The sequence below is a fragment of the Rathayibacter sp. RFBD1 genome (assembly GCF_002932915.1).
In the GTDB taxonomy this organism is placed as follows: Bacteria; Actinomycetota; Actinomycetes; order Actinomycetales; family Microbacteriaceae; genus Rathayibacter.
Genome location: NZ_PSWQ01000006.1, coordinates 28,618 through 54,043 on the forward strand (window position 1 = coordinate 28,618; position 25,426 = coordinate 54,043).

Consider the following 25,426-nt stretch of genomic DNA (forward strand, 5'->3'; position numbering starts at 1 on the left):
CCACTCGCGATGTATCGCGTTAAGAAAGGCACCCCGGTGCAGGAGGAGGAGCTCATGTCCCTCGAGAAATGGCTCGTACAGGCCGGCGAGACGAAGGTCATCGACCTCGACGTCGTCCGCTCGGTCAAGGTCGCCCTCGTCGGCGGCCAGATCGACGTCATCGCCCACGACGAGCCGACCGCTCGCGTGGAGGTCCACAGCGTCGACGGCCGCCCGCTCAAGGTCTCGATGGACGGCGACCGCCTCGAGATCGACCACGTCCAGCTCCGCTGGGACACCATCGTCGACGTCGTGAAGGGCCTCGGCCGCCGCGGCGACCGCGCCGACATCAGCCTCCTCGTCCCCCGCGGCGTCGACCTCAAGTTCGACACCGTCTCGGCCGACGGCCTGGTCTCGGGTCTCCACAGCGACGCCCGCGTCTCGACGGTCGGCGGCGACATCGTCGTCGACGGCCTGCACGGCGACATCGAGGTGAACACCGTCCACGGCGAGCTCTCGGTCCGCAGCCACACCGGCCGCGTCACCGCGCGCACCGTCTCCGGCGACGTCACCGCGACCGGCGAGCTCACCCGCTTCACCGTCGACGGCGTCTCGGGCAGCGTGTTCGTCGACGCCGAGGGCACCCCCGACCGGATCCAGGCCAACACCGTCAGCGGCGACCTCACGATCCGCGTCGACGAGGGCCTCGGCGCCCGCTACCGCATCAACACCGTCTCGGGCACGCTCCAGCTCGACGGCTCCGTCGTCAAGGGCACCTTCGGCCGGGGCTTCACCTCGACCACGGGCTCGCTCGACTCGAAGTGGGTCGACGTCGCCGCCAACTCCGTCTCGGGAGACGTGGTCGTCGTCCGCCGGTCCGTCGCCGCGTCCTCCGCCTCGGTGGGCGAGGGCTGGGGCTCTCCCGGCACCGGCCCCGCCGACGACCGCCGCCCGATGGACGGGAGCTCGCTGTGAGCCCTGTCTTCGCGCACGGCCGCCTGCGCCTCTACCTGCTCAACCTCCTCGCCGAGTCGCCGCGCCACGGCTACGAGCTGATCCAGGCGCTCAGCGAGCGCTTCGGCGGCACCTACGCGCCCAGCGCCGGCACGGTCTACCCGCGCCTCGCGAAGCTCGAGGAGGAGGGACTCGTCACGAAGGAGGCCGACGGCCGCAAGACCGTCTACTCCATCACCGACGCCGGCCGCGCCGAGCTCGCGAACCGCGCGACCGACCTGGGCGACATCGAGGAGGAGCTCACCGACTCCGTCCGCCGGCTCGCCGACGAGGTCCGCCTCGGCGTCGCGGAGGCGATGAAGAGCCTCCGCGCCGACCTGGCCAGCGCCGCCCGCGACTCGCGGGAGCCCGGACGCCGACCGGAGCACTCCGCCGAGGAGCCGCGTCCGCAGGACACGTCCGGCACCCCCTCCGAGCAGCCCGCGCCGGAGCAGACCGCGCCGGTCTCGCCCGACGCGCGCACCGCCTCGCGGATCGCCCTGCGCGACGCCGAGGTGCTGCTCACCGAGTTCCGCGACGAGCTGCGCGCGGAGCTGCGCACCGCCGCCTCCTCGGGATCCGTGACGACCGCGAGCGTCGACGCCCTGCGCGCCGCGCTCGACGAGGCCCGCGCCTCGGTCCGTTCCACCCTGGACTGAGCCCGGACACCGCACCGCCCGGAGGGCGGGGATCCCGCCCGGGGTCCCCGCCCTCCCGGCGCTACTGCCGTCCGACCGCCAGCGCCTCCTCCTCCACGTCGAGGAACGCCAGAGCGCTCACCACCGCCGGCTCCTGGTACCGCCCCTCGGAGCGCGCGCGGAGCACCGCCTCCCGCTCGGCCGCGATCATCACGCGCCGGAGCCGGTTGTAGGCCTGCGGGAGCGGCTCCACGCCCTCGCCCTCCGGCGGGTTCTCCAGGGCGTCGGCGAGGAACGTCGCGTTCCGCCGCAGCCGGTCGAGAACGCGGTCCTCCACTCCGTCCTGCGGCTCCGCGTCGAGCCGGGCGAGGCCGGCGGCCTGCGCCTCGGCGAGCAGCATCTGCTTCTCGACGTGCTCCTGCATCTCGTTCGGGGCCGGCAGCTTCAGGGCTCGGACGAGCCGCGGGAGCGCGAGCCCCTCGACGAGCGTCCCCGCCACCACGATGAAGGCGAGGAACTGCAGGAACGCGCGCTGCGGCGTCTCCGCGGGCAGGAGGAACGCGGCGGCGAGGGTGACCACGCCGCGGATGCCCGCGAACGACACCCCGATCGCGGTCGGCCAGGTCCACCCGCGCTGCTGTAGCCGGCGCGGACCGTGCCGGAACAGCAGCGTCGTCATGCACATCCAGGCCACGCGGCTCCCGACCAGCGCCGCGAGCACGGCCGCGCCGATGCCGACCGTCTGCCAGACCCCGATGCCCGAGTCGGCCGTCGCCTCCACCACCGACGACAGGCTGAGCCCGATGAAGAGGAACACCGCGTTCTCGAGCAGGAACTGGATCGTCCGCCAGTTGAGCGACTCCGCGATCCGCGCCTGCGCCGACTGGATGACCGGCGCCCGGTAGCCCAGGTAGAGCCCCGCGACCACGACCGCCAGCACCCCGGAGCCGTGCAGCAGCTGCGCCGGGATGAACGCGACGTAGGGCGTCACCAGCGAGAGGCTCGTGTCCAGGACGGACGACTGCACCTGCTTGCGCACGAACCCGAGCAGCACGGCGATGCCGATCCCGACCCCGCCGCCCACCGCCACGGCCAGCACGAAGTCGAGCGCGATGCGCCCGGGAGTGACCGTGCTGACGATCGCCAGGAGTGAGGCGTTCAGCGCCACCAGTGCGGTCGCGTCGTTGAGGAGGCTCTCGCCCTCGAGCACCGTGAGCATGCGCCGCGGCAGGCGGAGCCGCCCCGCGATCGCCGTGACCGCCACCGCGTCCGTGGGCGCCACGATCGCGCCGAACGCGAGGGCTGCGGCGACCGTGATCGCCGGGACGACCATCCAGGCCACCGCGCCGACCACCGCGACCGTGAAGACGACGAGCCCGACCGACAGCAGGAGGATGCTGTCGCCGCGGGCGCGGACGTCGAGGACGGAGGTGCGGATCGCCGCCGCGTAGAGCAGCGGCGGCAGGATCCCGAACAGCACCACGTCCGGCTCGACCACCACCTCCGGGATCCCGGGGACGAAGGAGGCGAGGGCTCCGACGGCGACGAGCGCCACGGGAGCGGACCAGTTCACCCGCCCCGACAGCCCGGTGACCAGGACGGTCACCACCACGAACGAGACGATCCAGACGATCGCGACGACGGGCTCCTCCATCGCGTCACTCCTCCCGGGCGTCCGCGCGCCACGGCCCCATTGTGGCCGCCCGGAGAGCAGCCCGGACAGCCGCCGGGAGGGTGCGGCTAGCGGCCGGCCTCGTGGATGTCGCGCGCCTTGGTGACCTTCGCCGGGTCCACCGGGTTCATGCCGAGCACGATCTTGCCGCGCGAGTGCCGCTTCTCGAGGTCGTCGAAGGCGTCCTGCACCTGGTCGAAGGGGTAGAAGCCCGAGACGAGCACCCGCAGCTTCTGCTCGCCGACGAGGCCGACCAGCTCGCCGAGGATCTCGGTGTCGCGCTGGGCGGTCTCGGCGTCGGGCCAGACGGCGCGCAGCTCGATCTCCTTGCGGTCGTCGCTGGAGTGGAAGCGGCCCGCCGCGATGCCGAGCTCGTCGGCGAGGGCGTCGTTCTCCCCGCCGAAGTTGTCGAGGAACACCGTGACCCCGCCGGGCGCCGCGGCCCGGATGCGGTCGGCGATCCCGTCGCCGTAGACCACCGGCTTCACGCCGATCTGGCGGAGGTAGTCGAAGTTGCGCTCGCCGCAGGTGCCGATCACCGTCGCGCCGCGGAGCTTCGCCAGCTGGATCTCGAGGCTGCCCACTCCTCCGGCCGCGGCGGAGACGAGGACGGTGTCGTCGGGTCCGACGTGCGTGGCCTCGAGCGCACGCCACGCGGTCACTCCGGCGAGGAACAGCGCGCCGCCGACCTCCCAGCTCACGGAGGCGGGCTTGGCGACGAGGTTGCGGCGCGGCACCACGACGTGGGTCGCGTGGGAGCCGACGAGCGCGTGGCCGACCACGTCGCTGCGGAGCTTGATGTCGGTGACGCCCTCGCCGAGGGCGACGACGACGCCCGAGAAGTCGGTGCCCTGGCGCATCGGGAAGGCCGCGGAGTGGTCGGAGTCGAACTGGCCCTGCCGGATGAACGCCTCCATGTGGTTCACCCCGGCGGAGAGCACTTCGACCAGCACCTCGCCCGCCCCGGGCTTCGGCCGCTCGACCTCGACGATCTCGAGGACGTCCGCGTCGCCGAAACGGCTGTACTGGACGACGCGGGCGGCGGTGGGGCTCAGACGGGACATGCGCTCATCATCCGCCCCCGCCGCCCGAAGCCCCCGACCCCCGAACGGGGGCGTGCGACTCAGGAGGGGTCGCTCGGGCAGTACAGCTGGGTGCGCGGACCGGAGCGGTCGATGACGTGCTCGGACATCGGCCGACCGCAGAGCGGGCACGCCTGCCCCGCGGGCGCCTCCTGCTCGGGCTGGTCGTACGGGCCGAGCGGCGGCGGGCCGATCCAGGGGAACAGCCGCGCGTTGAAGCGCTGGTAGAGGGAGCCGGTCTTCTTCCGCGTCATATCCTTAGTGTACTAACCATCAGGGCACGATGAGAGGATGACGCCGTGGAAACCGACCCGCTCGCCCTCCAGAACCAGGTCTGCTTCTCCCTCGCCGTCGCGGCGCGCACCGTCATCGGGCTGTACCGCCCCGTGCTCGAGCCGCTCGGACTCACGCACCCGCAGTACCTCGTGATGCTCGCGCTCTGGGAGCGCAGCCCCCGCTCGCTCGCCGACCTCGGCTCCGCCCTCCGCCTCGAGCCGGCCACGCTCAGCCCGCTCGTGAAGCGCCTGGAGGCGAGCGGCCACGTCACGCGGGCCCGGAGCAGCGACGACGAGCGCCGCCTCGACGTCGCGCTGACCCCCTCCGGAGCGGCCCTCCGCGAGCAGGCCCTGCAGGTTCCTCCGCAGATCGTGGAGCGGCTCGACGTCCCCCTCGAGGAGCTCACCGCGCTCCGCGACAGCCTCACCGGCCTGATCGGAGCCGCGACCCGCGACGGCCGCTGACCCCCCGCTCGGGGCGCCGGCCGCGAGCACGCCGGCCGCCGCTCCCAGCCGCACCGGGAAACTCCCGGTCACAGGGCGAGATCAGCCTCCGCTCGGCCCGCTCCCGGCCGTCTTGACTGCCCCCTCGCACGGAGTAGTGTCATCGCTCGTGACACACGAGGGCCCCCCGTCCGCCGCGGACGGATCATCGGCCGACGCGACCGAGCTGCGCACCGCCAAGCACTTCTTCATCGGCGAGCCGCTCCCCAGCGACAAGCTCGAGGGACAGCTGCTGCAGAAGCGGCTCGCGCTCCCCATCTTCGCCAGCGACCCGCTCTCCTCCGTGGCCTACGCGCCGCAGGAGCTGCTGATGATCCTGCTGCTCGGCGGACTCTCCTTCCTCACCTTCGCCCCCTGGGTGGCCGCATGCGTGGTCGTCCTCCTCGTCGTGGTGGTGCTGAGCTACCGCCAGCTGATCCGGGCCTACCCGTCCGGCGGCGGCGACTACGAGGTCGCTCGCACCAATCTGGGCGAGACGGCGGGCCTCACGGTCGCCGCCGCCCTCCTCGTGGACTACGTGCTCACCGTGGCCGTGTCGGTCGCCTCCGGAGTCGACAACATCATCTCCGCGGTGCCCGAGCTGGCGCCGCTGCGGGTCGAGCTGGCCATCCTCTTCGTCGTGCTGCTGGCGGCCGTGAACCTCCGCGGCGTCTCGGAGTCGAGCCGCGCCTTCGCCGTCCCGACGTACCTCTTCGTCGCGAGCGTCTTCGTGATGGTCGTCGTCGGCCTGGTCCGCACCGCCTTCGGCGACACCCCGGTCGCGGAGTCGGCGGGCTTCACCGTGCAGGGCGAGCAGCTCACGCAGGCGGCCGTCGTCCTCCTGCTGCTGCGCTCCTTCGCCAGCGGCTGCGCGGCGCTCACGGGCGTCGAGGCCATCTCGAACGGCGTGCCCGCGTTCCGCGCCCCGAAGGTCAAGAACGCCCAGCGCACCCTCGTCGCGATGGGCACGATCGCGATCGTGCTCTTCGTCGGCCTGACCGCCCTCGCCCTGCTCTCGAACGTGCACTACGCCGAGAACGCCTGCCACCTGGTGGGCTTCGCCGACTGCGCCACGACCCCGCAGCGCTCCGTGATCGCGCAGGTCGCCGCCGCCACGTTCGGCAACAACACGATCCTGTTCTTCATCATCCAGGCCGCGACGGCCGCCGTCCTGCTCCTCGCGGCGAACACCGCGTTCAACGGCTTCCCGCTGCTGGGCTCCGTGCTGGCCCGCGACGGCTACGCGCCCAAGTCGCTGAACACCCGCGGCGACCGCCTCATCTACTCCAACGGAGTGATCATCCTGGCGCTCGTCGCCGCGATCATCCTGCTCGTCTACCAGGCCTCGCTCACGAGCCTCGTGCAGCTGTACATCATCGGTGTCTTCGTCTCGTTCACGCTCGGGCAGTCGGGCATGGTCAAGCACTGGGTGCGGATGATCCGCAACGGCGAGGGCTCGCGCACCGTCTACACGAGCCTGGCCATCAACCTGTTCGGCGCGACGCTGACCTTCGCGGTGCTCGTCGTCGTCACGATCACGAAGTTCACCCACGGCGCCTGGCTCGTCTACCTGGTGATGCCGATCCTCGGCGTCCTGATGGCCGGCGTCTACCGCTACTACCGCGACGTCGAGAAGGAGATCGAGGTCGACCCGACCACGACCTTCGGCGCCAACGGCGACCACGCGATCGTGCTGGTGGGCCGGATGAACAAGCCCACGCTGAAGGCGCTCGACTACGCCATCGCGGCGCGGCACGAGACGCTGGAGGCGGTGCACTCCTCCATCGACGACGCGCAGACCGCGCAGCTCAAGGCCGACTGGGCGCAGATGGACATCGAGGTGCCGCTGCGCTGCGTGGCCTCTCCCTACCGCGACATCTCGTACCCGCTGATCAAGTACATCAAGGCCCACCGCCTCGAGCACGGCTCCGAGATCACGACGGTCTACATGCCGCAGTACATCGTCGGGCACTGGTGGGAGGCGTTCCTCCACAACCACAAGTCGCGGCGGATCCGCCAGAAGCTCCTGCTGGTGCACGGAGTGACGGTGGCGCTGGTGCCGTGGCTGCTGGACTCGTCCGAGCTGATCTACGGACGCCGCTCGCGGCCGATCCCCGGCCAGACGCGCCGCGGCGAGCCGGTGCGCCCGGTGACCCGCCGCCCGATCCCGCCCGCGTCCTCGCTCCCCCAGGGAGCCGCCGGCGAGGGCGCCCCGCGCATCCCGCAGCGCCCGGCCGCGCAGAACCGGCCGCGCTCGAAGCGGCGCTGAGGCGGCGGGGGCCCGGAAACGGGTAGAGGGCCCGCGGCGTGTGCCGCGAGCCCCCGATTTCCCCTTAGTGCCTTCCCCCGAAGGCGGCCCGCCCCAACGGGCCGTGTCCGACGCTATCGGTGGGCTATGCACCGGCGCATCCTCCTCGCGACGGATGCCCGTGCTCCCTTGAGACGACAGGCTCGCCCTCCGTCGTCTCAGACGACGGCCCCGCGCATCCCTCGGCCGGTGAGCCACCAGACCGCCGCGACGGCGACCGCGGCCGCAGCGCCGCCGCCCACGAGCAGGATCGCCGCCCGCACCACGTGCGCCCGGTAGGCGGCGTCGAGCGGATCGATGCCCGCCCCCGCCAGCACGATCCCGGCAGGCACCACCGCGGCCGCGAGCACCACGGCCGCGGCCGCGATGCGCACCGGCTGCCGGCCGTCGGAGCGGAGCTTCCGGGGACGGCGGCCGACGTACCAGACCACCGCGCCGATCCCGAGCCCGAGCAGCCCGAGCACGCCGCTCGCGTACTGCGCCCATCGGAAGCCGGGGAAGGGCCCGAGCTCCTGCTGCAGCAGCGGGATCGCCGAGACGAAGAGGCCGCCCCGGTGGGTGAAGCCGTCCCACATCACGTGGCTGGCGGCTCCGATCGCGATGCCGGCGGCCGCGAAGACGAGCACGCGGATCCATGCGGCGGCCCCGCGGGGCGGCGAGCGCCGGGGACGCAGGCGCGAGCGGACCAGCGCGGGCGCGAGGTCGCGCCAGGCCGGAGCGACGACCGCGCTCCACAGCGCGAGGCCGAGCATCCCGAGCAGCAGGTCGACGGTGACGACGCCGAGGAGGGAGTGGGTGGACTCGCGGGCGACGGCGATCGGAATGTACATGCCGATGTCCGGGACCATCGCGCCGATGGCGACGGCCGCGGCCGGGATCCGGCCGTTCGAGAACGCGAGCGCGACGACGGCGTGGCTCGGCGTGAAGGGCATGACACGCACGCTATCCCGGCAACGCGACCGGCGAGTGTCCGCGTCGCGAAGCGCGCGTCACCGATCGCGGTCCGGCTCCTGGGCTCCACTCCGGCGCGTCGGCCTCCCGGGACCGGCGGTCAGCCCGAGGAACGTGATCCCCAGGACGAGGAACACCGGCCAGACCGGATTCCCGAGGACCGCGAAGACCGCTCCCGCCGCGAGGAACAGCGGACCAGTGACCGCGTTCCAGCGCCGGGACGCCTCCTCCGACGACATCCGACCCGAACCCTTCCCGTCCTGTGCGCGCGCCATCACTCCACGCTAGATCGCCTCCGCGGGGCCCGCCTCCCCCGTCCGGCGGAGCCGCGCGCTCGGGGAGCTCCGAGCGCGGCGACCGTAGAATCGTCCGGAAGTCCGGCCCTCCGGGCCCAGCGGCGACGGATCGGAGCGGGTGTGCGGAAGGCGTTCGCGATCCTCCGCCTGGCCCTCGCCGGGCTGGGCGCGGTCGGACTCGTCGGCGACTTCTTCTACACGCTGGGCTTCCGCGCGTTCCAGATCGACAACTTCTTCGCCTACTTCACGACGCAGTCGAACATGGCCGGGGTCGTGGTGCTGGGCCTGTCCGGCCTGGTCGCCCTCGCGCGCGAGCGGGAGCCGCGCTGGCTCAGCACCGTGCGGGCGCTCGTGCTCACCTATATGGTCGTGTCGGGGATCGTCTTCGGGCTGATCGCGGTCGAGGCCAACAACCGCGGCGTGCGGGTCGACGTGCCCTGGTCGAGCGCGCTCCTGCACTTCGTGATCCCGACGCTCGCGATCCTCGACTGGATCCTCGGACCCGGTCGCCGCCCGGTCGCCTGGCGCGGGGCGCTGACCGTGCTCGGCTTCCCGATCGTCTGGGGCGTCATCACCCTGGTCCGCGGGGCCCTCATCGGCTGGTATCCGTACTTCTTCCTCGACCCCGGCCAGGTCGACGGACCCGTGATGTTCGTGCTCTACGACGTGATCGTGCTGAGCCTGATCTCCGGCATCGCCGCGTTCGTCCTCGCGCTCAGCCGGGTGCGGCCGCTCGGGGCGGCGCACGCGTCGGAGTGGCGGGGGCCGCTGGCGCGGCTCCGCGAGCTCGTCAGCCGGGGACGACGGCGAACGGCTCGAGCGCCGTCTGCGCGAGGGTGACGAGCTCGTCGTCGCTGAGATCCTGCAGCGAGAGGGCCTGATCCGCTCCGACCAGCCCGACGAGCACCGCCTCGCCGGTCGACGGCTGGAGGTTGAGCCACTCGGTGATGCCCGCCTCGGAGCCGACGAGCGACCAGCGCGCGGGGGCGTCGGCCTCCCAGAACGCCTCGTCGAAGCGCAGCCACAGCGTCTCGACGACGCCGGAGCCGAGGGCCGCGACGGCCGCGCGCTGCGCGAACGGGAGCGGCGGGTCGAAGGCGATCGCGTCCGTCTGGAGCACCCCGATCGGCACGGTGACCAGCACCCGGTCGGCTGTGAACGACTCGCCGGTGCCCAGGCGGATGCTGACCCCGGTGTCCGTGTAGCCGATGCCGCTCACCACGGCGCGCAGCGAGACCTCGACGTCGGCGAGCAAGGTGTCGACCAGAGGCGCGAGCCCGTCGGTCAGCAGCGCGTCGCCGGAGTCGTCGCTCAGCTCCTCCGCGGTCGTGGCGGCGGAGGCGTCGCCCAGTCCGTACCAGGAGGAGAGCTCCTCGGGAGCGGCGCCGGTGCGCAGCGCGGTCGTCCCGGCGAGGTGCGCCGCCACGCGGGCGGCGTCGCCGTCGCCGGAGCCCGGCTCGGCCTCGGCGGGATCGGGCGCTCCGGAGCCGGCGAACGACTCGGCGAGCGCCAGGTCCTCCGGCTGCTCCGCTCCCCACTCGAGAGCACGGGTCAGGGCGTCGGCGCCCGTGGTGCCGGTGTCGAGGGCCGCGCCGTCGGCGTCGCTCGAGCGGACGTCGGCGAGGTCGACTGCGGTCGTGACCACGCCCGCGTCCGCGATGCTCTCGCGCAGGGCGGCTCCCGCGCCGGTGAGCGCCCAGGCTCCGGTCTCGACGGCGATCGGCCAGCCGTCCGGAGTCGCGGTGGCGATGCGGCCGCCGGTGCGCTCGCGCGCCTCGACCACGGTGACGTCGAAGCCCGCGTCGGACAGGCGCCGCGCGGCGACCGCTCCGGCGAGGCCGGCCCCGATGATCGCGATCCGCTCGCCCTCGTCGGCGACGGCGCTGATCTCGGCGGCCGCGCGGACCCCGGAGCTCCAGGCGCCCTGGAGCGTGCCGGGCGCCTCCGTGTCGGTGGCCTCGCCCGCGAGGAAGACGCGGTCGAGGACCGCGGTGCCCAGGTCGGTGCGGTGCTGCGGCGTCGCGCCGACGGGCAGGTACGAGACGGAGCCGAGCGCGTACGGATCCTCGGCCCAGGCGGAGCGCACGAAGGCGGCCGGCGCGGGGACGGCGGTGGTGCTCGGCGTGGGCACGGGGGCCTTCGTGACGGAGCGGGTCGGCGTCGGACGCGACGGCGTGCAGCCCGCGAGAGCCAGGAGCCCGACTCCCGTGGCGGCTCCCGAGAGGAAGAGGCGGCGTCCGATCGTCATCCCGGACATCCTACGTTCTCGGCGTTCGACCGGGGCGGCGCGGGCGGCGCGGTGCTGACGCCACCCGGGCACGCGGCCCGCTCAGAGGTGCGGGGTGACGGCGGGACGGCGAGCGGATAGCGTCGGGGCAGCGCGGACCGGACCGCGGCGACGGGGGACGCGGCATGGACACGACTCGGACGCGGACCGCGACGACGACGGCCGGTGCCCCTCCCCGCAGTCACCTCCACGCGGTGCTGCTCGGCGCACTGGGGATGATCGTGGCCCCGCTGCTCATCGTCCTCGCGACCACGGCCTGGTCCTCCCCCGGACCGGAGGAGTACGTCCGCATGGCGCTCGGCTCGGTGGTCGCGGCGGGCGTCTCGGTGGTCGGCGCCTGGTGGCTCGCCTTCGAGCGGCGCAGCGCCAGGGCTCCCGGTCGCACCTGGTTCTGGGGCGTCGCCTGCCTCGTCACGGTCAGCGCGGTCTCGACCGTCGGAGCCGCCGCCGACCGCCTCACCGGCCTGATCGCGGGCTGAGCGGGTGGACGTCCTGGCGCGGTCACCGCGCTCGCCTCACTCCTCGGCGACCGCCCCGATGGTCCCGAATCCCTCCTCGAGCGAGCGGCAGCAGCATCGGCGCCGGTGATCGCCCCGACGAGACGACCGAGCGGCTCCGGCTGTTCCGTCCCGCCGAGAGCGATCTGGACGAGCTGTGGCGGCTGTACTCCGACGAGCGGATCGCGGCGGGCGACCCCCTCCTCCGGCACGACTCCGTCGAGCAGACCCGGGCGGTGCTCGCCCGCCGGACGGCGCAGTGGGCACGGGACGACCTCAGCAGCTGGGTCGTCCGGCTGCGGAGTCCCGAGGGCGGCGCGGACGGTGCGATCGGGATCGGCGGATGCACCCTCCTCGCCGACACGGCCTGGAACGTCGCGTTCACCGTCCATCCGGACCACTGGGGCAGGGGGTACGCCCAGGAGGTCGCCTCCGCAGGCATCGCGCGGGCGCGGCGGCTCCGGCCGGAGCTCCCCGTGACCGCGGTCGTCGCGGAACACAACGAGCGATCGCACCGCACGGTCGCTCGACTCGGTCTCGACCGGAGGTGGGCGGGCCCCGACGCGCACAGCCCCGACCCCGCGGCTCGCATCGTGCTCTACTCCGACCGCCTCCTCTCCGAGGACGAGATCGGCCGCCTCACGAGCTGAAGGAGCCGTGTGGCGCGGATCGCCGCAGGCAGCAGCGGAGCCGAGACGCCTGCGCGAGACCGCGACGTCACGTTCCGGTGCGCCTCCTGGCCCCATCCTTCTTCCTGGCGGCCGGCGCTGCGCGCGAATGGGTGGCTGGGCGGCGCGGCACTCGCGCCGACCCCTCTCGCGATCGCGCTCGGCTGGCGAGTCGGGGCAGGAAGGGCGCGGAGGTACTCGCCGGACCGGGCATCCGAAGCCGGTCACCGCGAGGCGCATTAGCGTCGTCGGATGGCGAGCATCACGTACCCCGCACCCCTCCGCGTCGGAAGCAGGGTGGAGGTGCCCGCGCCCTCGATGGGAGTCCCCGCGCACCTGCACGACCGGCTGCAGGACGCCGCGCGCCGACTCGGCTCGGCGGGATACGACGTCCGGGTCCGGCCGCACGCCCTCCTCGGCGGACTCGCTCCGGCGTCCGCCGAGGATCGGGCGGCCGACCTGCACGACGCCTTCCGGAGCGGGGACGCGGTCCTTCCTCCGTGGGGCGGCGAGCTCGCCGTCGAGCTGCTGGAGAGGCTCGACTGGCACGCCCTCGCTGAGGCCCGGCCCTGGTTCGTCGGCTGGTCGGACGTCTCGACGCTGCTCCTGCCCCTGACGACGACGACCGGGCTCGCGACGATCCACGGCGCCAATCTGATGGACGAGCCGTGGGAGCTGCCGGTCGGGTTCCACCGCTGGACGGAGGTCGCCGGCCTCGAGCCCGGAGCCGCGTTCACGCAGCACGCCGCGCCGCGACGCCGGAGCCGTCCGTGGGGTGCGTGGGCGGACGAGCCGCTCGACCGCGATCGGGCCTACGAGGAGCCGACCCGCTGGCGCTCGCTCGACGGGTCAGCGGACGCGGCGATGTCCGGCCGCTTGATCGGCGGATGCCTCGAGACGGTGTCCCTGCTCGCGGGCACGCCCTACGGCGACGTTCCGGGCTTCGCTCGCCGGCACGCGCCGGAGGGCACCGTCGTCTACCTGGAGGCGGCCGGGTCCGACTCCGTCTCGGTGCTCCGGATGCTCACCTCCCTCCGCCTCGCGGGCTGGTTCGAGCAGGCGACCGGCGTCCTGATCGGCCGGACCGAGGGCGCGTCCCTGCCCGAGCTGAGCCAGGAGGACGCGGTGCAGCGCGCTCTCGGCGATCTCGGCGTGCCGGTGATCCTCGACGTCGACACCGGGCACCAGCCGCCGCAGATGCCCCTGGTCAACGGCGCGCTCGCCGAGATCGCGCTGAGCGGGCCGACGGCCTCGATCACGCAGCGGCTCGTGCCCTGACGGGTCGTCGAAGTACCGCGCCGCCACCCAGATACACAACGCTTCTTGCACAATCTTTCTTGTGCTTTAGGCTGAGCGCATGGTCGACCGATCGAATCTGCACGACGCAGCTCACATGCGCGTCCTTGCTCACCCCACCCGCCTACGCCTGCTCGGGCTGCTCCGAGAGCTCGGCCCACGAACCGCCGCGCAGCTCTCGGAGCACATCGACGAGGCGCCGGGGACGCTGAGCTACCACCTGACGAAGCTGGCGGGAGCCGGGCTGATCGAGGAGGCGCCGGAGTCGGGCCGGGATCGGCGGGAGCGCTGGTGGAGGGCGAAGCACCTCGAGACCGTGTGGGACGAGAGCGAGGTCGCACGCGACCCGGAGAAGCTCGGAGCCCTCCGTGAGATGGCGGCGGCGATCTCCCGCGTCTACGCGCAGCAGTACGACGAGTACCTCGCGTCGACGCCGACGCTGCCGGAGGAGTGGGTGAGCGCCGGCACGAGCAGCGACCGCCGCTGGCGCCTGAGCGCGGATCAGCTGTGGGAGCTGCGCGACGAGCTCGCGCAGCTCGACCGGAAGTGGGCGCGGGTCAGCGACGACCACCGGACCGACGACGGGTCGGAAGAGGTGTTCTTCCTCGTCCAGGCCTACCGCCGGCCGCGATGAGCGCGGCGGAGCGCTCCTCGCGGCCCCTCGCCGCACTCCTCGTCGGGCACGTCCTCTCCAGAACCGGCAACGTCGTCACCCTGTTCGCCGTGCCGTTCCTGGTGCTCAGCGCGGGCGGAGGACCGGTGGAGGTAGGGACAGCGGCCGCCGCGGCGACCGCACCCGTCCTCCTCGGCGGGCCGCTCGGCGGCGCACTCGTCGATCGTGTCGGCCTCGTGCGGTCGTCCGTGCTCTCCGACGCGGTGAGCGGCACGAGTCTCGCGCTCATCCCGCTCCTGACCGCGCTCGACGCGCTGCCGTTCCCGGTCCTCCTGACGATCGTCTTCGTCAGCGGCCTCCTCGACGTCCCCGGGGAGACCGCCCGACGCGTCCTCCTCCCCCGCCTCTCCCAGACGGCGGGCATCCCGCTGGAGCGCTCGGTCGGCTTCCTCGACGCCACCACCCGCCTCTCCACCATGCTCGGCGCGCCGCTCGCGGGGGTGATGGTCAGCACTCTCGGCGCCGATGCGGCCCTCCTCGCGACCGCAGTGTCCTTCGCCGCGTCCGCGATCCTCACGGCGGCACTCGTCCGGGCACCGTCGACCACCCCCGAGGGGCCGGAGGAGAGCTCGACGGGCTACTGGTCGGACCTCCGGGAGGGTCTGCGCTTCATCCGCCGGGATCCCCTCCTGCGCTGCATCATCGCCCTCGTCCTCGTCACCAACACCCTCGACGCCGCCCGGTCGAGCACGCTCCTCCCCCTCTACGCCGAGCGGCACCTCGAGGGCGCGTCGTCCCTCGGCCTCGTCTCCGGCGTGTTCGGCGCGGCCGCCCTGACCGGAACGCTCGCCTTCGGCCTCGTCGCGCACCGCCTGCCGCGCCGGATCCCCTTCGCCGCCTGCTTCCTCGTCGCCGCCACCTACGGAGCCGCGCCGGCTCTCGGTCTCGGTGTCGTGGGGCTGGCCGCCTCGGCCGCCGTCTGCGGGCTCGCCGCCGGAGCCCTGAACCCGATCCTCGGCGCGGTCTTCCTCGATCGCATCCCGACCGCCCTCCAGGCGCGCGTGCTCGGACTCGTGTCCGCCGGGACCTGGGCAGGGATGCCGCTCGGCGGAGTCCTCGGAGGGCTCGCCGCCGACACGCTCGGCCTCCGCCTCACCTTCGCCGTCACCGCCGTGGTCTACGTGGTCGCCGCCGGCACTCCGCTGCTCGGCGGAGCCTGGCGCCGGATGGAACGGTCGGCCTCCTGACCCCGGCCGCGGAGCCGAGAACGACCGGCGTGAGGAATGCGGCGCCCCGGCCCTCCTCCGCCCGCCGAGCGCAAGGCCGAGCGGCGGGGAGTCGCCGAGTGGTAGACCTGGGGGCATGAGCAACGACATCCGCGCACTCACCGAGGGCGAGAGCTACCTCGCCTTCTTCCAGGGCGGGCCGTTCGACGGCCAGACCGAGAACCGCGTCAGCACCGAGGGGGGCTACGAGAAGGAGGTCGACGTCTACGCCGCCGTCGACGGCCAGGAGACGCACCTCGTCTACAACGCCGTCTCCGCCAAGGAGGTCGGCGAGGCGGTCCACGTGACCTACTCGATCGACACGCCCGACTCCGACCCGATCGAGGACCCGGAGGACCGCGGCGGCGGATTCCAGTAGTCCGCACCACTCATCGGATGCCGCTCCGGCGTCGCGCTCAGCGCGGCCGGGGCGGCATCGGCATGTGAGGACGCGCCACTCCGGAGACCACGCCTCCCGCCGCTCCTAGGATGATGGTTCCTCACTGTCTCGGCCGATTCAGGTCCGCGTTCCTCGGGAGCCGCCGTGTCCGATCCGCTGATCCGCCCGATGCCCCTCCGCGGCGACTCCGCCCGGTACTGGCTGCGGGCCCGCCACGCCGAGGCCGGGCCCGACCCCGCCTTCGCCGTCACCGGTCAGGAGGCCGCCGCCGAGGGCGTGCTCCTCCGGCGGATCTGGCACACGGCCGGCACGATCGACTTCCGCCCGAGCCCCCGCGCCGACCCGGGGTCGGTGGTGCTCCTGCTCCCGCTCGAGGGCGCGTTCACCGTCACCAGTCGGGAGGAGCGCGAGTTCGTCGGCCGCGGCACCCTCGCGGTGCTGCCCGCCCGATCGGGAGCGACGATCAGCACGAGCGCTCCCAGCTCCCGGCTCGTCCTGGTCGTGCGGCCCTCGGGCGACACGGATCCGCCCGCCGGCCTCACCGTGGTCTCCTCCCCCGCGGCACCGGTGCTGGTCGCCGCCGCGAACGCGGTGCTCGACGCCGGGCTGCCCATGAGCCCCGGGCTGCACACCGCGCTGCGGGGCCTCGCCGCGGCCGTCGTCGCGGAGTGACGGGAGCTGTCAACCCTCCCCGCCCCGGCCATCCGCTCGCAGGGACGTCCTCGAACATCAAGTGACGCCGATCGTCGGCGCCGGAAGGAGCACTCCCCATGGCCGAGATCACCGCCCACCACGGACTCTTCAAGGACACGGACCTGCACGTCGACGACACCGGCGGATCGGGCCGCCCCGTGGTCCTCATCCACGGCTGGCCCCTCTCGGGCGAGTCGTGGAAGGAGCAGGTCCCCGCGTTCGCCGAGGCCGGCTACCGCGTCGTCACCTACGACCGCCGCGGCTTCGGGCGCAGCGACAAGCCGCTCACCGGCTACAGCTACGACACGCTCACCGAGGACCTGCACACCCTCCTCACCGAGCTCGACCTGCAGGACGTCACCCTGGTCGGCTTCTCGATGGGCGGCGGCGAGGTCGCCCGCTACTTCACGAAGTACGGCGCCGATCGCCTGCACAGCGTCGTCTTCGCCTCGGCCGTCCCGCCGTACCTGATGAAGACGGACGACAACCCGGACGGCCCGCTCGAGAAGGCGCAGGCCGCGCAGATGACCGCGGGCCTCACGAAGAGCGAGGACGACTTCTACGACCAGTTCACCACCGACTTCTTCTCGGTCGACGGCGTGCTGAAGGTGACGGAGGAGCAGCGCCAGGAGGCGATCGCTCTGGCGAAGCAGTCGGCCAAGCACGCGGCCCTCGCCTGCATGACGGCGTTCGCGACCACCGACTTCCGCGAGGACCTGCCCAACGTGTCGGTGCCCGCGCTCGTCATCCACGGCGACGGCGACGGCACGGTTCCGTTCGAGGGCTCCGGCGCCCGCACCCACGCGGCGATCCCCGGCTCCGAGCTGCACGTCGTCCACGGCGCCCCGCACGGAGTGACCGTGAGCCACCCGGAGGAGTGGAACCGCGTCGTCCTGGAGTTCCTCGCGAAGTAGCGGCGGCACTCCCGCATGCTGGTCGAGCAGCCCCGCAGGGGCGTATCGAGGCCCGTCGCACGGACACGGATCTCGATACGCGCCCTGTGCGCTGCTCGATCAGCAGGAACCGGTCACCCACGCGCGATGCTCGCTCAGCAGGAGCCGGAGCCCCCGCGTCACCCCTTCTCCGCGCCCTCGGTCGTGTTCATGATCCGCCGCTGGAAGACGAAGAACAGCACGGCCACCGGGATCGACATCAGCACCGCGGCCGCGAGCTGCAGCGGGTACTGGTTGCCGGTGCCCAGCTGCCCCGACACGAGCGACGCGACTCCGGTCGTCAGCGTGTTCAGCTCCGGCGACTGCCGAGACACCACGAAGTGCGAGAACTCGTTCCACGAGCCCTGGAACGACAGGATGAACAGCGTCACGATCGCCGGACGCGCCATCGGCACCACGATCGAGCGGAAGGTCCGGAACACTCCAGCCCCGTCGATCCGCGCGGCCTCCTCGATGGAGAGCGGAATCGAGTCGAAGAACTGCTTCATGATGAAGATCCCCGCCGCGTCCACGATCAGCGGGACGATCATCCCCGCGTAGCTGTCGTAGAGGCCGAGCTGCTTGAGGATCAGGAACCGCGGGATCAGCAGCACCACCGCGGGCACGCTCATCACTCCGATGAACAGCGCGAACAGCAGACCCCGTCCGCGGAAGCGCAGCCGCGACAGCGCGTAGCCGGCCAGCGAGTCGAAGAAGACCCGGCCGACGGTGACGAACACGGTGACGATCACCGAGTTGAGCGTCCACAGCGGCAGCGGGACGTCGGTGAACAGCCGCTCGTAGGAGGCGAACGACCAGGTCGCGGGCAGCAGCGACAGCGGGTTCGCGGTGGCGTCGGCGTCCGACTTGAACGACGACGCGACCGAGATCAGGAACGGGTAGATGTACACCAGCGCCAGCGCGATCAGCAGCAGGTAGCCGCCGATCAGCGACGCGCGGCCGCGGGCGCCGAGGCGGATGCGGCGGTGCGGAACCGGTGCGGCGGGCTCGGGGCTCTCGGGGGCGCGGGTGCCGGGCTCGGTCAGCGTGCTCATCGGATGCCTCCCGTGGTGAGGGTCGTCGCGGCGTCGGCGCGGGCGGCGCGGCGGGGGCGCCGGCGCGGCTCCCCCTTCTCTCGGAGGAGCGCCCGCTGCAGGAGCGTCAGCACGACGATGATGAAGAAGAGGATGAAGGCGATCGCGGCGCCCTGACCCCAGCGGAGATCCGTGAACGAGGACTCGTAGGCGAGGTACGCCGGGGTGAGCAGCGTCTTGCCCGGCGCCCCTCCTCCGGTGAGGTAGATCTGGTCGAACACCTGCCAGGTGCCGATCAGTCCGAGGGTCAGCACGGTGAAGAGCGTGGGCTTGAGCATCGGCAGGGTGACCGAGAAGAACTTCCGGAGCGGGCCGGCGCCGTCCATGAGCGCCGCCTCGTCGATCTCGGCGCCGATGTTCTGCAGCGCCGCGAGGAACAGCAGCATGAACGTGCCCGAGGTGGTGAAGATCGCCATCGTGATCAGCACGCACATCGCGACGGACGGGCCGGACAGCCAGTCCCACCAGGTGAGTCCGAGCGGGGCGCCCGCGGCCAGCGGCCCGGAGCCGTCGACGCCGACGGCGCCCAGGAGCGAATGCAGGACACCGGTCGGGTCGGCCATCCAGGTCGGCCCGTCGGCGCCGAACCAGCCGAGCACCGCGTTGACGACGCCCGAGGCGGAGAAGAGGAACAGGAAGATCACGGTGATCGCGATCGAGGAGGTGACGGAGGGGAAGTAGAAGGCGGTGCGGAAGAAGCCCCGGCCCCGCAGGATCCGCCGGTTCACCTGCACGGCGAGGAAGAGCGCGAGCGCGGTCTGCAGCGGCACCACGAGCAGCACGTAGTAGACGTTGTTGCGGATCGCGGTGCCGAAGTCCTTCTGCGCCAGGCCGGAGTCGGTGAGCACCGCGCGGTAGTTGTCGGCTCCGACGAACTGCGCGGTCGGCCCGAGGGGCGAGCCGAGCCCGTTCCAGTTGCTCACGCTGACCCAGAGGGCGAGGCCGATCGGGACGACGAGGAACACGCCGATCACGACGATCGCCGGGAGGGTGAAGAGCCAGCCGTAGCGGGCCTCGTGCCCGCGGATGCCGGAGCGGCGGCTCCGGGGGGCGGCGGTGGTGCTCATCGATGCGTCTCCTTCGACTCACGTGCGCGGGGTGGGGCGTGCCGGTCGGGCACGGGGAGGCGGCGGTCGGGTCCGCCGCCTCCCGGCCGGGCTACTTCGCGTTCGCGGTGTCGAGCGCGTCCTGCAGGTTGGTCTGCAGGTCGCCGAGGATCGACTCCGGGTCGCCGGTCGCGAGGCCCTCGAGCGCCGAGTTGAAGTCGGTGATGACGGTCGCCGCGCCGGCGAAGGCCACCGGGCTCACCGCGTAGTCGTTGCCGGAGACGAAGGCGGCGTTCTCGGGGTACTTCGTCGCGTACTCGGCGGCTCCGGTCTCGGTGGAGGGGATGACTCCGAAGGCGTCCGAGAAGGCGAGCTGCTGCTCGTCCGAGGTCAGGGCCGACACGAGCGACTCCGTCTTCTCGGCCGTGGCGCTGCCGACGGGGATGCCCCAGCAGTTGCTGAAGGTGAAGGTCGACTTCCCGCCGGGGCCGGCGGGGAGCTCGGCGACGCGGTAGTTCACGTCGGGGTAGTCGGCCGCGAGCGCTCCGTTGATCCACGGGCCCTCGATGACCATCGCCGCCGCGCCCTTGCCGAACGCCTCGCCGGACCAGCCGGAGTCGAGCGCGGCCGGGAACTTCAGCACGCCGTCGGTGAGCAGCGTCTTCACCTCGGTCAGGCCCGCGACGTTCTCGGGGGTGTCCGCGGTGACGGTGGTGCCGTCCTCCGAGAGGAGCGATCCGCCGGCCTGGTTCATGAAGGTGCCGATGCGCGCGTACTCGGCGCCGAAGGAGAGCCCGGTCACTCCGTTCGCGGTCAGCTTCGTCGCCGCCGACTCGAGCGAGGCCCAGTCGGTGGGGACGTCCGCGTCGGTGAGGCCGGCCGCCGCCCAGAGGTCCGTGTTGATCACGAGGCCGAGCGTGGAGAAGTCCTTGGGCTCGCAGTAGAACCGGTCGTCGTAGCTGAACGCGTCGCGCAGCGCCGGGTAGAAGGCGTCGGCGTTCCCGGCGTCCTGGGCGTACGGCTCCAGGTAGCGGTTGCTCGCGTAGGTCTGGAACTGGTCCCAGCTCATGTAGAAGAGGTCGGGCGGGTTGCCGCCGGAGAAGCCCTGGCCGAGCTGCTGCGTCAGGTCACTGGCGGCGACCACGTCGACCGTCGTGCTGTTCTGCTCGCCCCAGGCGTTCACGGCGTCGGTGACGGCGGTCGTCTCGGCGTCGCCGGACGAGCCGATCATCACGGTGAGGGCGGAGTCGCCGCCCGCGTCACCGGAGTCGGAGCCGCTCGAGCAGGCGGCGAGCGGGAGCAGCAGGCCTCCGGCGAGGATCGCGGCACCCCAGCGTGCCGCGCGGTGGGTGGGGGTCATGGTCTGGCCTTTCGTGGGGAGGGGCGCCGGTCGGAGTGACGGCGCCTCAGTCGGCGGGGTGGTGGAGGGGTGTGCGGAGCACGAGGTGGGGCTCGATCAGGCGGTGGGCCTCGCCCGGAGCGAGCGAGCGGTGGACGACGTCGTCGCCGCGCTCGCCCAGCAGGAGCTCGAGCGCGCCCGCGGCCACCGCGTCGAGGTCCTGCTCGATGCTCGGCAGGCCGACGGCCGCGGCGACGGGGGTGTTGTCGAAGCCGACGATCGGGAGGGAGGGCCGGCCGACGGCCACGGCGGCCATCGAGGCGCCGAGCGCGAGCGAGTCGGAGACGCAGACCAGCCCGTCGAGCTCCGGGGTCGCGCGGAGGAACTCGATGGCCGCGATCCGGGCCTGCTGGACGTCGTCCTCGGAGGAGGCGGCGAGCAGTGGCGCGTCGGGGAACCGCTCGCGGTGCACCCGCTCCCAGCCGCTGCGGCGGTCGTCGCCGGTCGCGGATCCGCTCGGCCAGCCGAGGAAGCCGATGCGGGAGCAGCCGCTGTCGGCGAGGTGCGCCGTGGCCTGGGCGAGCCCGGCGGCGCCGTCGACGTCGACCCAGAGGTGCTGCGGGTCGTTGCGGTCGTCGACGCCCCAGGGGCGGCCGAAGGTGACGAAGGGCACGGCCTGCTCGATCAGCCAGGCGGTCCGGGGGTCGCCGTAGAAGGTGGAGGTGAGCACGAAGGCGTCGACGTCGGCTCCGTCGCGGAGGCGCCCGATCCGCTCGATCTCCTCCTCCGGGCTCTTCGCCGTGTAGAGGAGGATGCGCATGCCGCGCGCATCGGCCTGCTCGGTGACGGCGTGGAGGAAGCGGTCGAGCAGGCTGCCGGAGATGCCGTCGAGCACGCGGTCCATCCGGACACCGATGGTGCCGGACTTGCGGGTGCGGAGGCGGCGGGCCGAGGCGTGCGGCCGGTAGTTGAGGTCGCCGATCGCCTTCTCGACGCGCTCGCGGGTGCTGTCGCGGACGATGTGCGGGCTGTTGAGCACGTTCGACACGGTCTGGCGCGAGACGCCGGCGGCACGGGCGACGTCCTCGACGGTCGGCAGTGCCATGCGTCCTCCTCGACGTGCTCTTGATCGTTCCAACCCGACGGGATCCACCGGTTTGATCGATCAAATCCTTCGGTAAGGTTACCTCCGACGACGCAGCTGTCAACCGTCCGCCACGCTCCGGCACTCCCGGAGCCGGCGGAGGACGATCGGCGGCACGCCCCCAGCACCGACGATCCAGTGAGGAGTCGACCGTGACGACCGAGCGCGACGACCGACAGACCCCGCCCCGCCAGCCCCTCCTCCACGACTCCCTCGTCCTGCTCCGCGCACCCGTGCAGCTGTGGTCGGACGAGGCGGGCGAGGTCGGCTCCCGCCCCGTGCACGGGCTCTACCTCGGCGACGTGCGCGTGCTCGCGGGCGCCTCGCTCCGCGTGGGCGGCGCGGCGCTCGAGGCGATCGCGACCGGCCGCGACGGCGCCTCCTCCGCCCGCTTCACCGCGCTCGCCCGCCATCTCGACGACGCCGCCGCGGACCCTCGGATCCGCGTGGTCCGCTCGCGGGAGGTCTCCGCCGGCGGCGTCCGCGAGAGCATCCGCCTCGAGTCGGCGCTCCCCGACGAGGTCGCGACCACCGTCGAGCTGACCCTCGACCCCGACTTCTCGCTCGTGCACGTGGTGAAGGCGGGGCTCCGCGACGAGCCCTCCTTCGCGACCGCTCCGGTGGACGGCGGCCTCGACTGGACCCACGGCCCGGTCCGCGCCGAGCTGCGCGCGCCCGGCGCCTCGATCTCGGGCACGGTGCTCACCTGGAGCGTCGTGGTCCCGGCCCGCGGGAGCGTCGAGGTCGTGTGGAGCGTCGCCGCGGAGGACGCCTCCGCCGTGGTCGCCGCCGCGTCCGGACCGGCCGAATGGGCGGGGACCGCGCTCGAGACCGGCGACTCCCGCCTCGCCTCCTGGTGCCGCGCCGCGCTCGACGACCTCGACGCCCTGCGCATGGTCACCGTGGAGCGCCCCGGCGAGCCCTTCCTCGCCGCGGGAGCGCCGTGGTTCTTCACCCTCTTCGGCCGCGACTCGATCTGGGCGGCGCGGATGCTCCTCCCCCTCGGGACCGGGATCGCCGCCTCCACCCTCCGCGTCCTGGCCGGCCTGCAGGGCACCCGCCACGTCGCGGACACCGCCGAGCAGCCGGGCAGGATCATGCACGAGCTGCGCGCCACGACCCTCGAGATCCCCGGCGAGGGCGTCTCGCTGCCCCCGCTCTACTTCGGCACGGTCGACGCCACCGCGCTCTGGGTCTGCCTCCTCCACGACGCCTGGCGCTGGGGGCTCCCGGACGACGAGGTCGAGGAGCTGCTGCCCGCTCTGGAGGCGGCGCTGCGCTGGCTCCGCGACGACGGCGACTCCGACGGCGACGGGTTCCTCGAGTACGTCGACACCACGGGGCACGGCCTCGCCAACCAGGGCTGGAAGGACTCGGGCGACTCGATCCAGTGGCGCGACGGCACGCTCGCGGAGGGTCCGATCGCGCTCTGCGAGGTGCAGGCCTACGCCCACGAGGCCATGGTCGGCGGAGCGGCGCTGCTCGAGCACCTCGGCCGTGACGGCTCGGAGTGGCGCGAGGCGGCGTCGACGCTGAAGGCGCGCTTCGCGGAGGCGTTCTGGATCGACGACGCCGACGGCGGCTACCCGGCGATCGCGCTCGACGCGGCCGGGCGCCCGGTCGACACGATCACCAGCAACCTCGGCCACCTCCTCGGCACCGGCATCCTCTCCCCCGAGCACGCCGCCCGGGTCGCCGAGCTGCTGGTCTCCCCCGGGCTCGACTCGGGCTTCGGCCTGCGCACCCTGGACACCGGCTCGGGCGGCTACTGGCCGCTGTCGTACCACGGCGGCTCCGTCTGGGCCCACGACACCGCGATCGCCGTCACCGGGCTCGCCCGGGAGGGCTTCGGGGCGGAGGCGACGACCCTCTCGCGCGGACTGATCGCCGCGGCCGAGGGCTTCGGCTACCGGATGCCCGAGCTGCACTCGGGCGACCCCGCCGCCGAGGTGCACGCGCCGGTGCCGTACCCGGCGGCCTGCCGACCGCAGGCCTGGTCGGCGGCCGCCTCCGTCGCCGTGCTGTCGGCGGCGCTGGGGCTCGCTCCCGGAGGCGACACCCTGGTCGTCGCGCCGCTCTCGCCCGCGCTCGCCGGGCCGATCCGCGTGGACGGGATCCGCTACCGCGGCTCCGTGGTGCCGGTGGACTGGGACGGCAGGATCTGAGGCGCCGCGCCGCTCAGGGCGGACCGGCTCAGATCAGGCCGGCTCAGGGCAGGCGCGCTCAGGGCAGGCGCGCCACGACCGCGCGCGCGATGCGCCGGCCCGAGCGGTTCGCCCCGATGGTCGAGGCCGTCGGGCCGTAGCCGGCGAAGAAGACGCGCGGATCCGTCAGCGAGGCTCCGTCGGCGACCGCGATGCCGCCCTCGCGCTCGCGCAGCCCGAGCGGAGCGAGGTGGCGCAGCTCCGGCCGGAAGCCCGTCGCCCAGATGATCGCATCGGCGCGCGTGAAGGAGCCGTCCGGCCAGCGCACGCCCTCCTCCTCGATCGACGAGAACATCCCCCGCTCGTGCAGGAGCCCGCGCTCGATCCCGGCGACCACCCGGCGGGTGCGCTGCACGCCCGTGCCGCCGACGATGCTCGGGAGGGGCAGGCCTGCGCGGGCGGCGCGGTCCTGCTCGGCCACCGCCTCCACCGCCGACTCCATCGCCAGCTGCTCGCCGTCGTGGTAGACCACCGGTCGCCGCGTCGCCCACGTCAGCGAGCGCGCCACCCGCTCGAGCTCCAGCAGGAAGCCGATCGCCGAGGTGCCGCCGCCGACCACGAGCACCTGCTTCCCGGCGAAGTCCTCGGCGCGGACGTACTCGGTCGGGTCGATCTGCACGCCGCGGAAGCGGTCGCGCCCGGGGTAGTGCGGGACGAAGGGCGATCCCCAGGTGCCGGTCGCGTTGACGAGCAGGCTCGCGCGCTCGACCGCGCGGTCGGACTCGACGACGAGCGGCGACCCCGTGTCGTGCGGCGTCGCACTCGTGACGCGCCGCACCGACTCCGGACGGCGGATCTCGAGACCGAGCTCCTCCTCGTAGCGCCCGTAGTACTCGCGGACCACGTCCCGTGCCGGTCGCCGGTGATCGGCCGTGCGGAACGAGAGCCCCATCCGCTCCATGCCCGGGAGATCGTGCACGCGGTGCGCGGAGCCGAGCCGCAGGGCCTCCCAGCGGAACTGCCAGGCCCCGCCGGGCTCCGGACCGCGGTCGAGGACGATCAGGTCGCGCCCGGGGACGAGGCCGAGACGGCGCAGGTAGTAGGCCACGGACAGACCCGCCTGGCCCGCGCCGATCACCACGACGGGACGCGGTGGGGCGACGCTGTCCACGGTGCTCCTGACGCGGTCGAGGATGGGCGGCCGTCCGGCAGATCGAGGCCCGGGGTGGCGTGTCCCCCGTCTGCTAAACTACCGCGTAGATTTCAACTTTCCCTGTCTGCTCTTTTCCCCAGCCGGCTCACTGCCCGTCTGGCCTGTCATCGTGAGGGGG

The 25,426-nt window shown here is 73.1% G+C and carries 25 protein-coding genes; 14 read left to right on the forward strand and 11 right to left on the reverse strand.

The window, feature by feature from the left end:
* Positions 1-54: 54 nt before the first annotated feature.
* Together C5D50_RS02640 and C5D50_RS02645 are read left to right on the forward strand one after the other, a co-directional pair.
* Positions 55-954, forward strand: a complete 900-nt coding sequence (locus tag C5D50_RS02640) for a hypothetical protein (RefSeq protein WP_244230533.1) — start codon at positions 55-57, stop codon at positions 952-954.
* Positions 951-1,631, forward strand: a complete 681-nt coding sequence (locus C5D50_RS02645) for a PadR family transcriptional regulator (RefSeq protein ID WP_104247409.1) — start codon at positions 951-953, stop codon at positions 1,629-1,631. Before C5D50_RS02640 ends, C5D50_RS02645 begins: the two co-directional genes overlap by 4 nt.
* Before the next feature lie 61 nt (positions 1,632-1,692).
* On the opposite strand, the gene C5D50_RS02650 is transcribed toward C5D50_RS02645, so the two are convergent.
* The 3 genes from C5D50_RS02650 to C5D50_RS02660 form a co-directional block, all read right to left on the reverse strand.
* Positions 1,693-3,264, reverse strand: a complete 1,572-nt coding sequence (locus C5D50_RS02650) for a sodium:proton antiporter (RefSeq protein ID WP_104223748.1) — start codon at positions 3,262-3,264, stop codon at positions 1,693-1,695.
* Between the two features lie 86 nt (positions 3,265-3,350).
* On the reverse strand, positions 3,351-4,346 hold the full coding sequence (locus C5D50_RS02655) for an NADP-dependent oxidoreductase (RefSeq protein ID WP_104223749.1): 996 nt from the start codon (positions 4,344-4,346) through the stop codon (positions 3,351-3,353).
* Positions 4,347-4,405: 59 nt separating this feature from the next.
* Positions 4,406-4,618, reverse strand: a complete 213-nt coding sequence (locus tag C5D50_RS02660; protein ID WP_104223750.1) for a hypothetical protein — start codon at positions 4,616-4,618, stop codon at positions 4,406-4,408.
* A gap of 45 nt (positions 4,619-4,663) precedes the next feature.
* Here C5D50_RS02660 and C5D50_RS02665 point away from each other — a divergent pair, with 45 nt between their 5' ends.
* Together C5D50_RS02665 and C5D50_RS02670 are read left to right on the forward strand one after the other, a co-directional pair.
* Positions 4,664-5,104: a MarR family winged helix-turn-helix transcriptional regulator gene (locus tag C5D50_RS02665; protein ID WP_104223751.1), complete on the forward strand. Its 441-nt coding sequence runs from the start codon at positions 4,664-4,666 to the stop codon at positions 5,102-5,104.
* Between the two features lie 148 nt (positions 5,105-5,252).
* A complete protein-coding gene (locus C5D50_RS02670) occupies positions 5,253-7,391 on the forward strand; it encodes an APC family permease (protein ID WP_374952928.1) in 2,139 nt (712 codons plus the stop codon).
* A gap of 197 nt (positions 7,392-7,588) precedes the next feature.
* Here the strand turns inward: C5D50_RS02670 and C5D50_RS02675 are convergent, their stop codons facing one another.
* Positions 7,589-8,362 (reverse strand): DUF4184 family protein, encoded by a 774-nt coding sequence (locus C5D50_RS02675; RefSeq protein WP_104288924.1) that lies wholly within the window; start codon positions 8,360-8,362, stop codon positions 7,589-7,591.
* 57 nt (positions 8,363-8,419) lie between these two features.
* Positions 8,420-8,656 (reverse strand): hypothetical protein, encoded by a 237-nt coding sequence (locus C5D50_RS02680; protein ID WP_146080930.1) that lies wholly within the window; start codon positions 8,654-8,656, stop codon positions 8,420-8,422.
* A 141-nt stretch (positions 8,657-8,797) separates the two neighbouring features.
* Between C5D50_RS02680 and C5D50_RS02685 the strand changes: the two genes are divergently transcribed.
* Positions 8,798-9,517 carry a Pr6Pr family membrane protein gene (locus tag C5D50_RS02685; protein WP_104233845.1) on the forward strand — a complete coding sequence of 240 codons (720 nt, stop codon included), beginning with the start codon at positions 8,798-8,800 and terminating at the stop codon, positions 9,515-9,517.
* Here C5D50_RS02685 and C5D50_RS02690 read toward each other — a convergent pair.
* Complete coding sequence (locus tag C5D50_RS02690; protein ID WP_181134675.1) at positions 9,468-10,925, reverse strand: NAD(P)/FAD-dependent oxidoreductase; 1,458 nt, start codon at positions 10,923-10,925, stop codon at positions 9,468-9,470. The genes C5D50_RS02685 and C5D50_RS02690 overlap by 50 nt on opposite strands.
* Positions 10,926-11,089: 164 nt before the next feature.
* On the opposite strand from C5D50_RS02690, the gene C5D50_RS16790 reads away from it, so the two are divergent.
* The 8 genes from C5D50_RS16790 to C5D50_RS02725 all read left to right on the forward strand — a co-directional run bounded on the left by C5D50_RS16790 (position 11,090) and on the right by C5D50_RS02725 (position 17,310).
* Positions 11,090-11,443, forward strand: a complete 354-nt coding sequence (locus C5D50_RS16790; RefSeq protein WP_258069536.1) for a hypothetical protein — start codon at positions 11,090-11,092, stop codon at positions 11,441-11,443.
* Positions 11,444-11,583: 140 nt separating this feature from the next.
* Entirely contained in the window at positions 11,584-12,111 is a 528-nt protein-coding gene (locus C5D50_RS02695; protein WP_258069545.1) for a GNAT family N-acetyltransferase, read from the forward strand.
* A gap of 270 nt (positions 12,112-12,381) precedes the next feature.
* A complete protein-coding gene (locus C5D50_RS02700) occupies positions 12,382-13,407 on the forward strand; it encodes a S66 peptidase family protein (RefSeq protein ID WP_104282646.1) in 1,026 nt (341 codons plus the stop codon).
* Positions 13,408-13,486: 79 nt separating this feature from the next.
* The gene (locus C5D50_RS02705) at positions 13,487-14,059 is read left to right on the forward strand and encodes a winged helix-turn-helix domain-containing protein (RefSeq protein ID WP_104282647.1); all 573 of its coding nucleotides are present in this window, start codon (positions 13,487-13,489) and stop codon (positions 14,057-14,059) included.
* Entirely contained in the window at positions 14,056-15,285 is a 1,230-nt protein-coding gene (locus tag C5D50_RS02710; protein WP_181028792.1) for an MFS transporter, read from the forward strand. The genes C5D50_RS02705 and C5D50_RS02710 overlap by 4 nt, the downstream gene beginning before the upstream one ends.
* 115 nt (positions 15,286-15,400) lie before the next feature.
* Entirely contained in the window at positions 15,401-15,682 is a 282-nt protein-coding gene (locus tag C5D50_RS02715; protein WP_104282648.1) for an oligoribonuclease, read from the forward strand.
* A 165-nt stretch (positions 15,683-15,847) separates the two neighbouring features.
* Positions 15,848-16,375, forward strand: coding sequence for a hypothetical protein (locus tag C5D50_RS02720; protein WP_104282649.1), 528 nt, complete (start codon positions 15,848-15,850; stop codon positions 16,373-16,375).
* A gap of 98 nt (positions 16,376-16,473) precedes the next feature.
* Positions 16,474-17,310: an alpha/beta fold hydrolase gene (locus C5D50_RS02725; RefSeq protein WP_104223760.1), complete on the forward strand. Its 837-nt coding sequence runs from the start codon at positions 16,474-16,476 to the stop codon at positions 17,308-17,310.
* 158 nt (positions 17,311-17,468) lie between these two features.
* Here the strand turns inward: C5D50_RS02725 and C5D50_RS02730 are convergent, their stop codons facing one another.
* From C5D50_RS02730 to C5D50_RS02745, 4 genes are all read right to left on the reverse strand, one after another.
* On the reverse strand, positions 17,469-18,383 hold the full coding sequence (locus tag C5D50_RS02730; RefSeq protein ID WP_104238713.1) for a carbohydrate ABC transporter permease: 915 nt from the start codon (positions 18,381-18,383) through the stop codon (positions 17,469-17,471).
* Positions 18,380-19,489: a carbohydrate ABC transporter permease gene (locus C5D50_RS02735; RefSeq protein WP_104238714.1), complete on the reverse strand. Its 1,110-nt coding sequence runs from the start codon at positions 19,487-19,489 to the stop codon at positions 18,380-18,382. Before C5D50_RS02735 ends, C5D50_RS02730 begins: the two co-directional genes overlap by 4 nt.
* A 91-nt stretch (positions 19,490-19,580) precedes the next feature.
* On the reverse strand, positions 19,581-20,828 hold the full coding sequence (locus C5D50_RS02740) for an extracellular solute-binding protein (RefSeq protein WP_104282650.1): 1,248 nt from the start codon (positions 20,826-20,828) through the stop codon (positions 19,581-19,583).
* A 46-nt stretch (positions 20,829-20,874) separates the two neighbouring features.
* Complete coding sequence (locus tag C5D50_RS02745; RefSeq protein WP_104282651.1) at positions 20,875-21,912, reverse strand: LacI family DNA-binding transcriptional regulator; 1,038 nt, start codon at positions 21,910-21,912, stop codon at positions 20,875-20,877.
* Positions 21,913-22,103: 191 nt separating this feature from the next.
* Here C5D50_RS02745 and C5D50_RS02750 point away from each other — a divergent pair, with 191 nt between their 5' ends.
* Entirely contained in the window at positions 22,104-24,116 is a 2,013-nt protein-coding gene (locus tag C5D50_RS02750) for a glycogen debranching N-terminal domain-containing protein (RefSeq protein ID WP_104247389.1), read from the forward strand.
* A 58-nt stretch (positions 24,117-24,174) separates the two neighbouring features.
* On the opposite strand, the gene C5D50_RS02755 is transcribed toward C5D50_RS02750, so the two are convergent.
* Complete coding sequence (locus tag C5D50_RS02755) at positions 24,175-25,266, reverse strand: FAD-dependent oxidoreductase (protein WP_104226818.1); 1,092 nt, start codon at positions 25,264-25,266, stop codon at positions 24,175-24,177.
* Positions 25,267-25,426 lie beyond the last annotated feature (160 nt).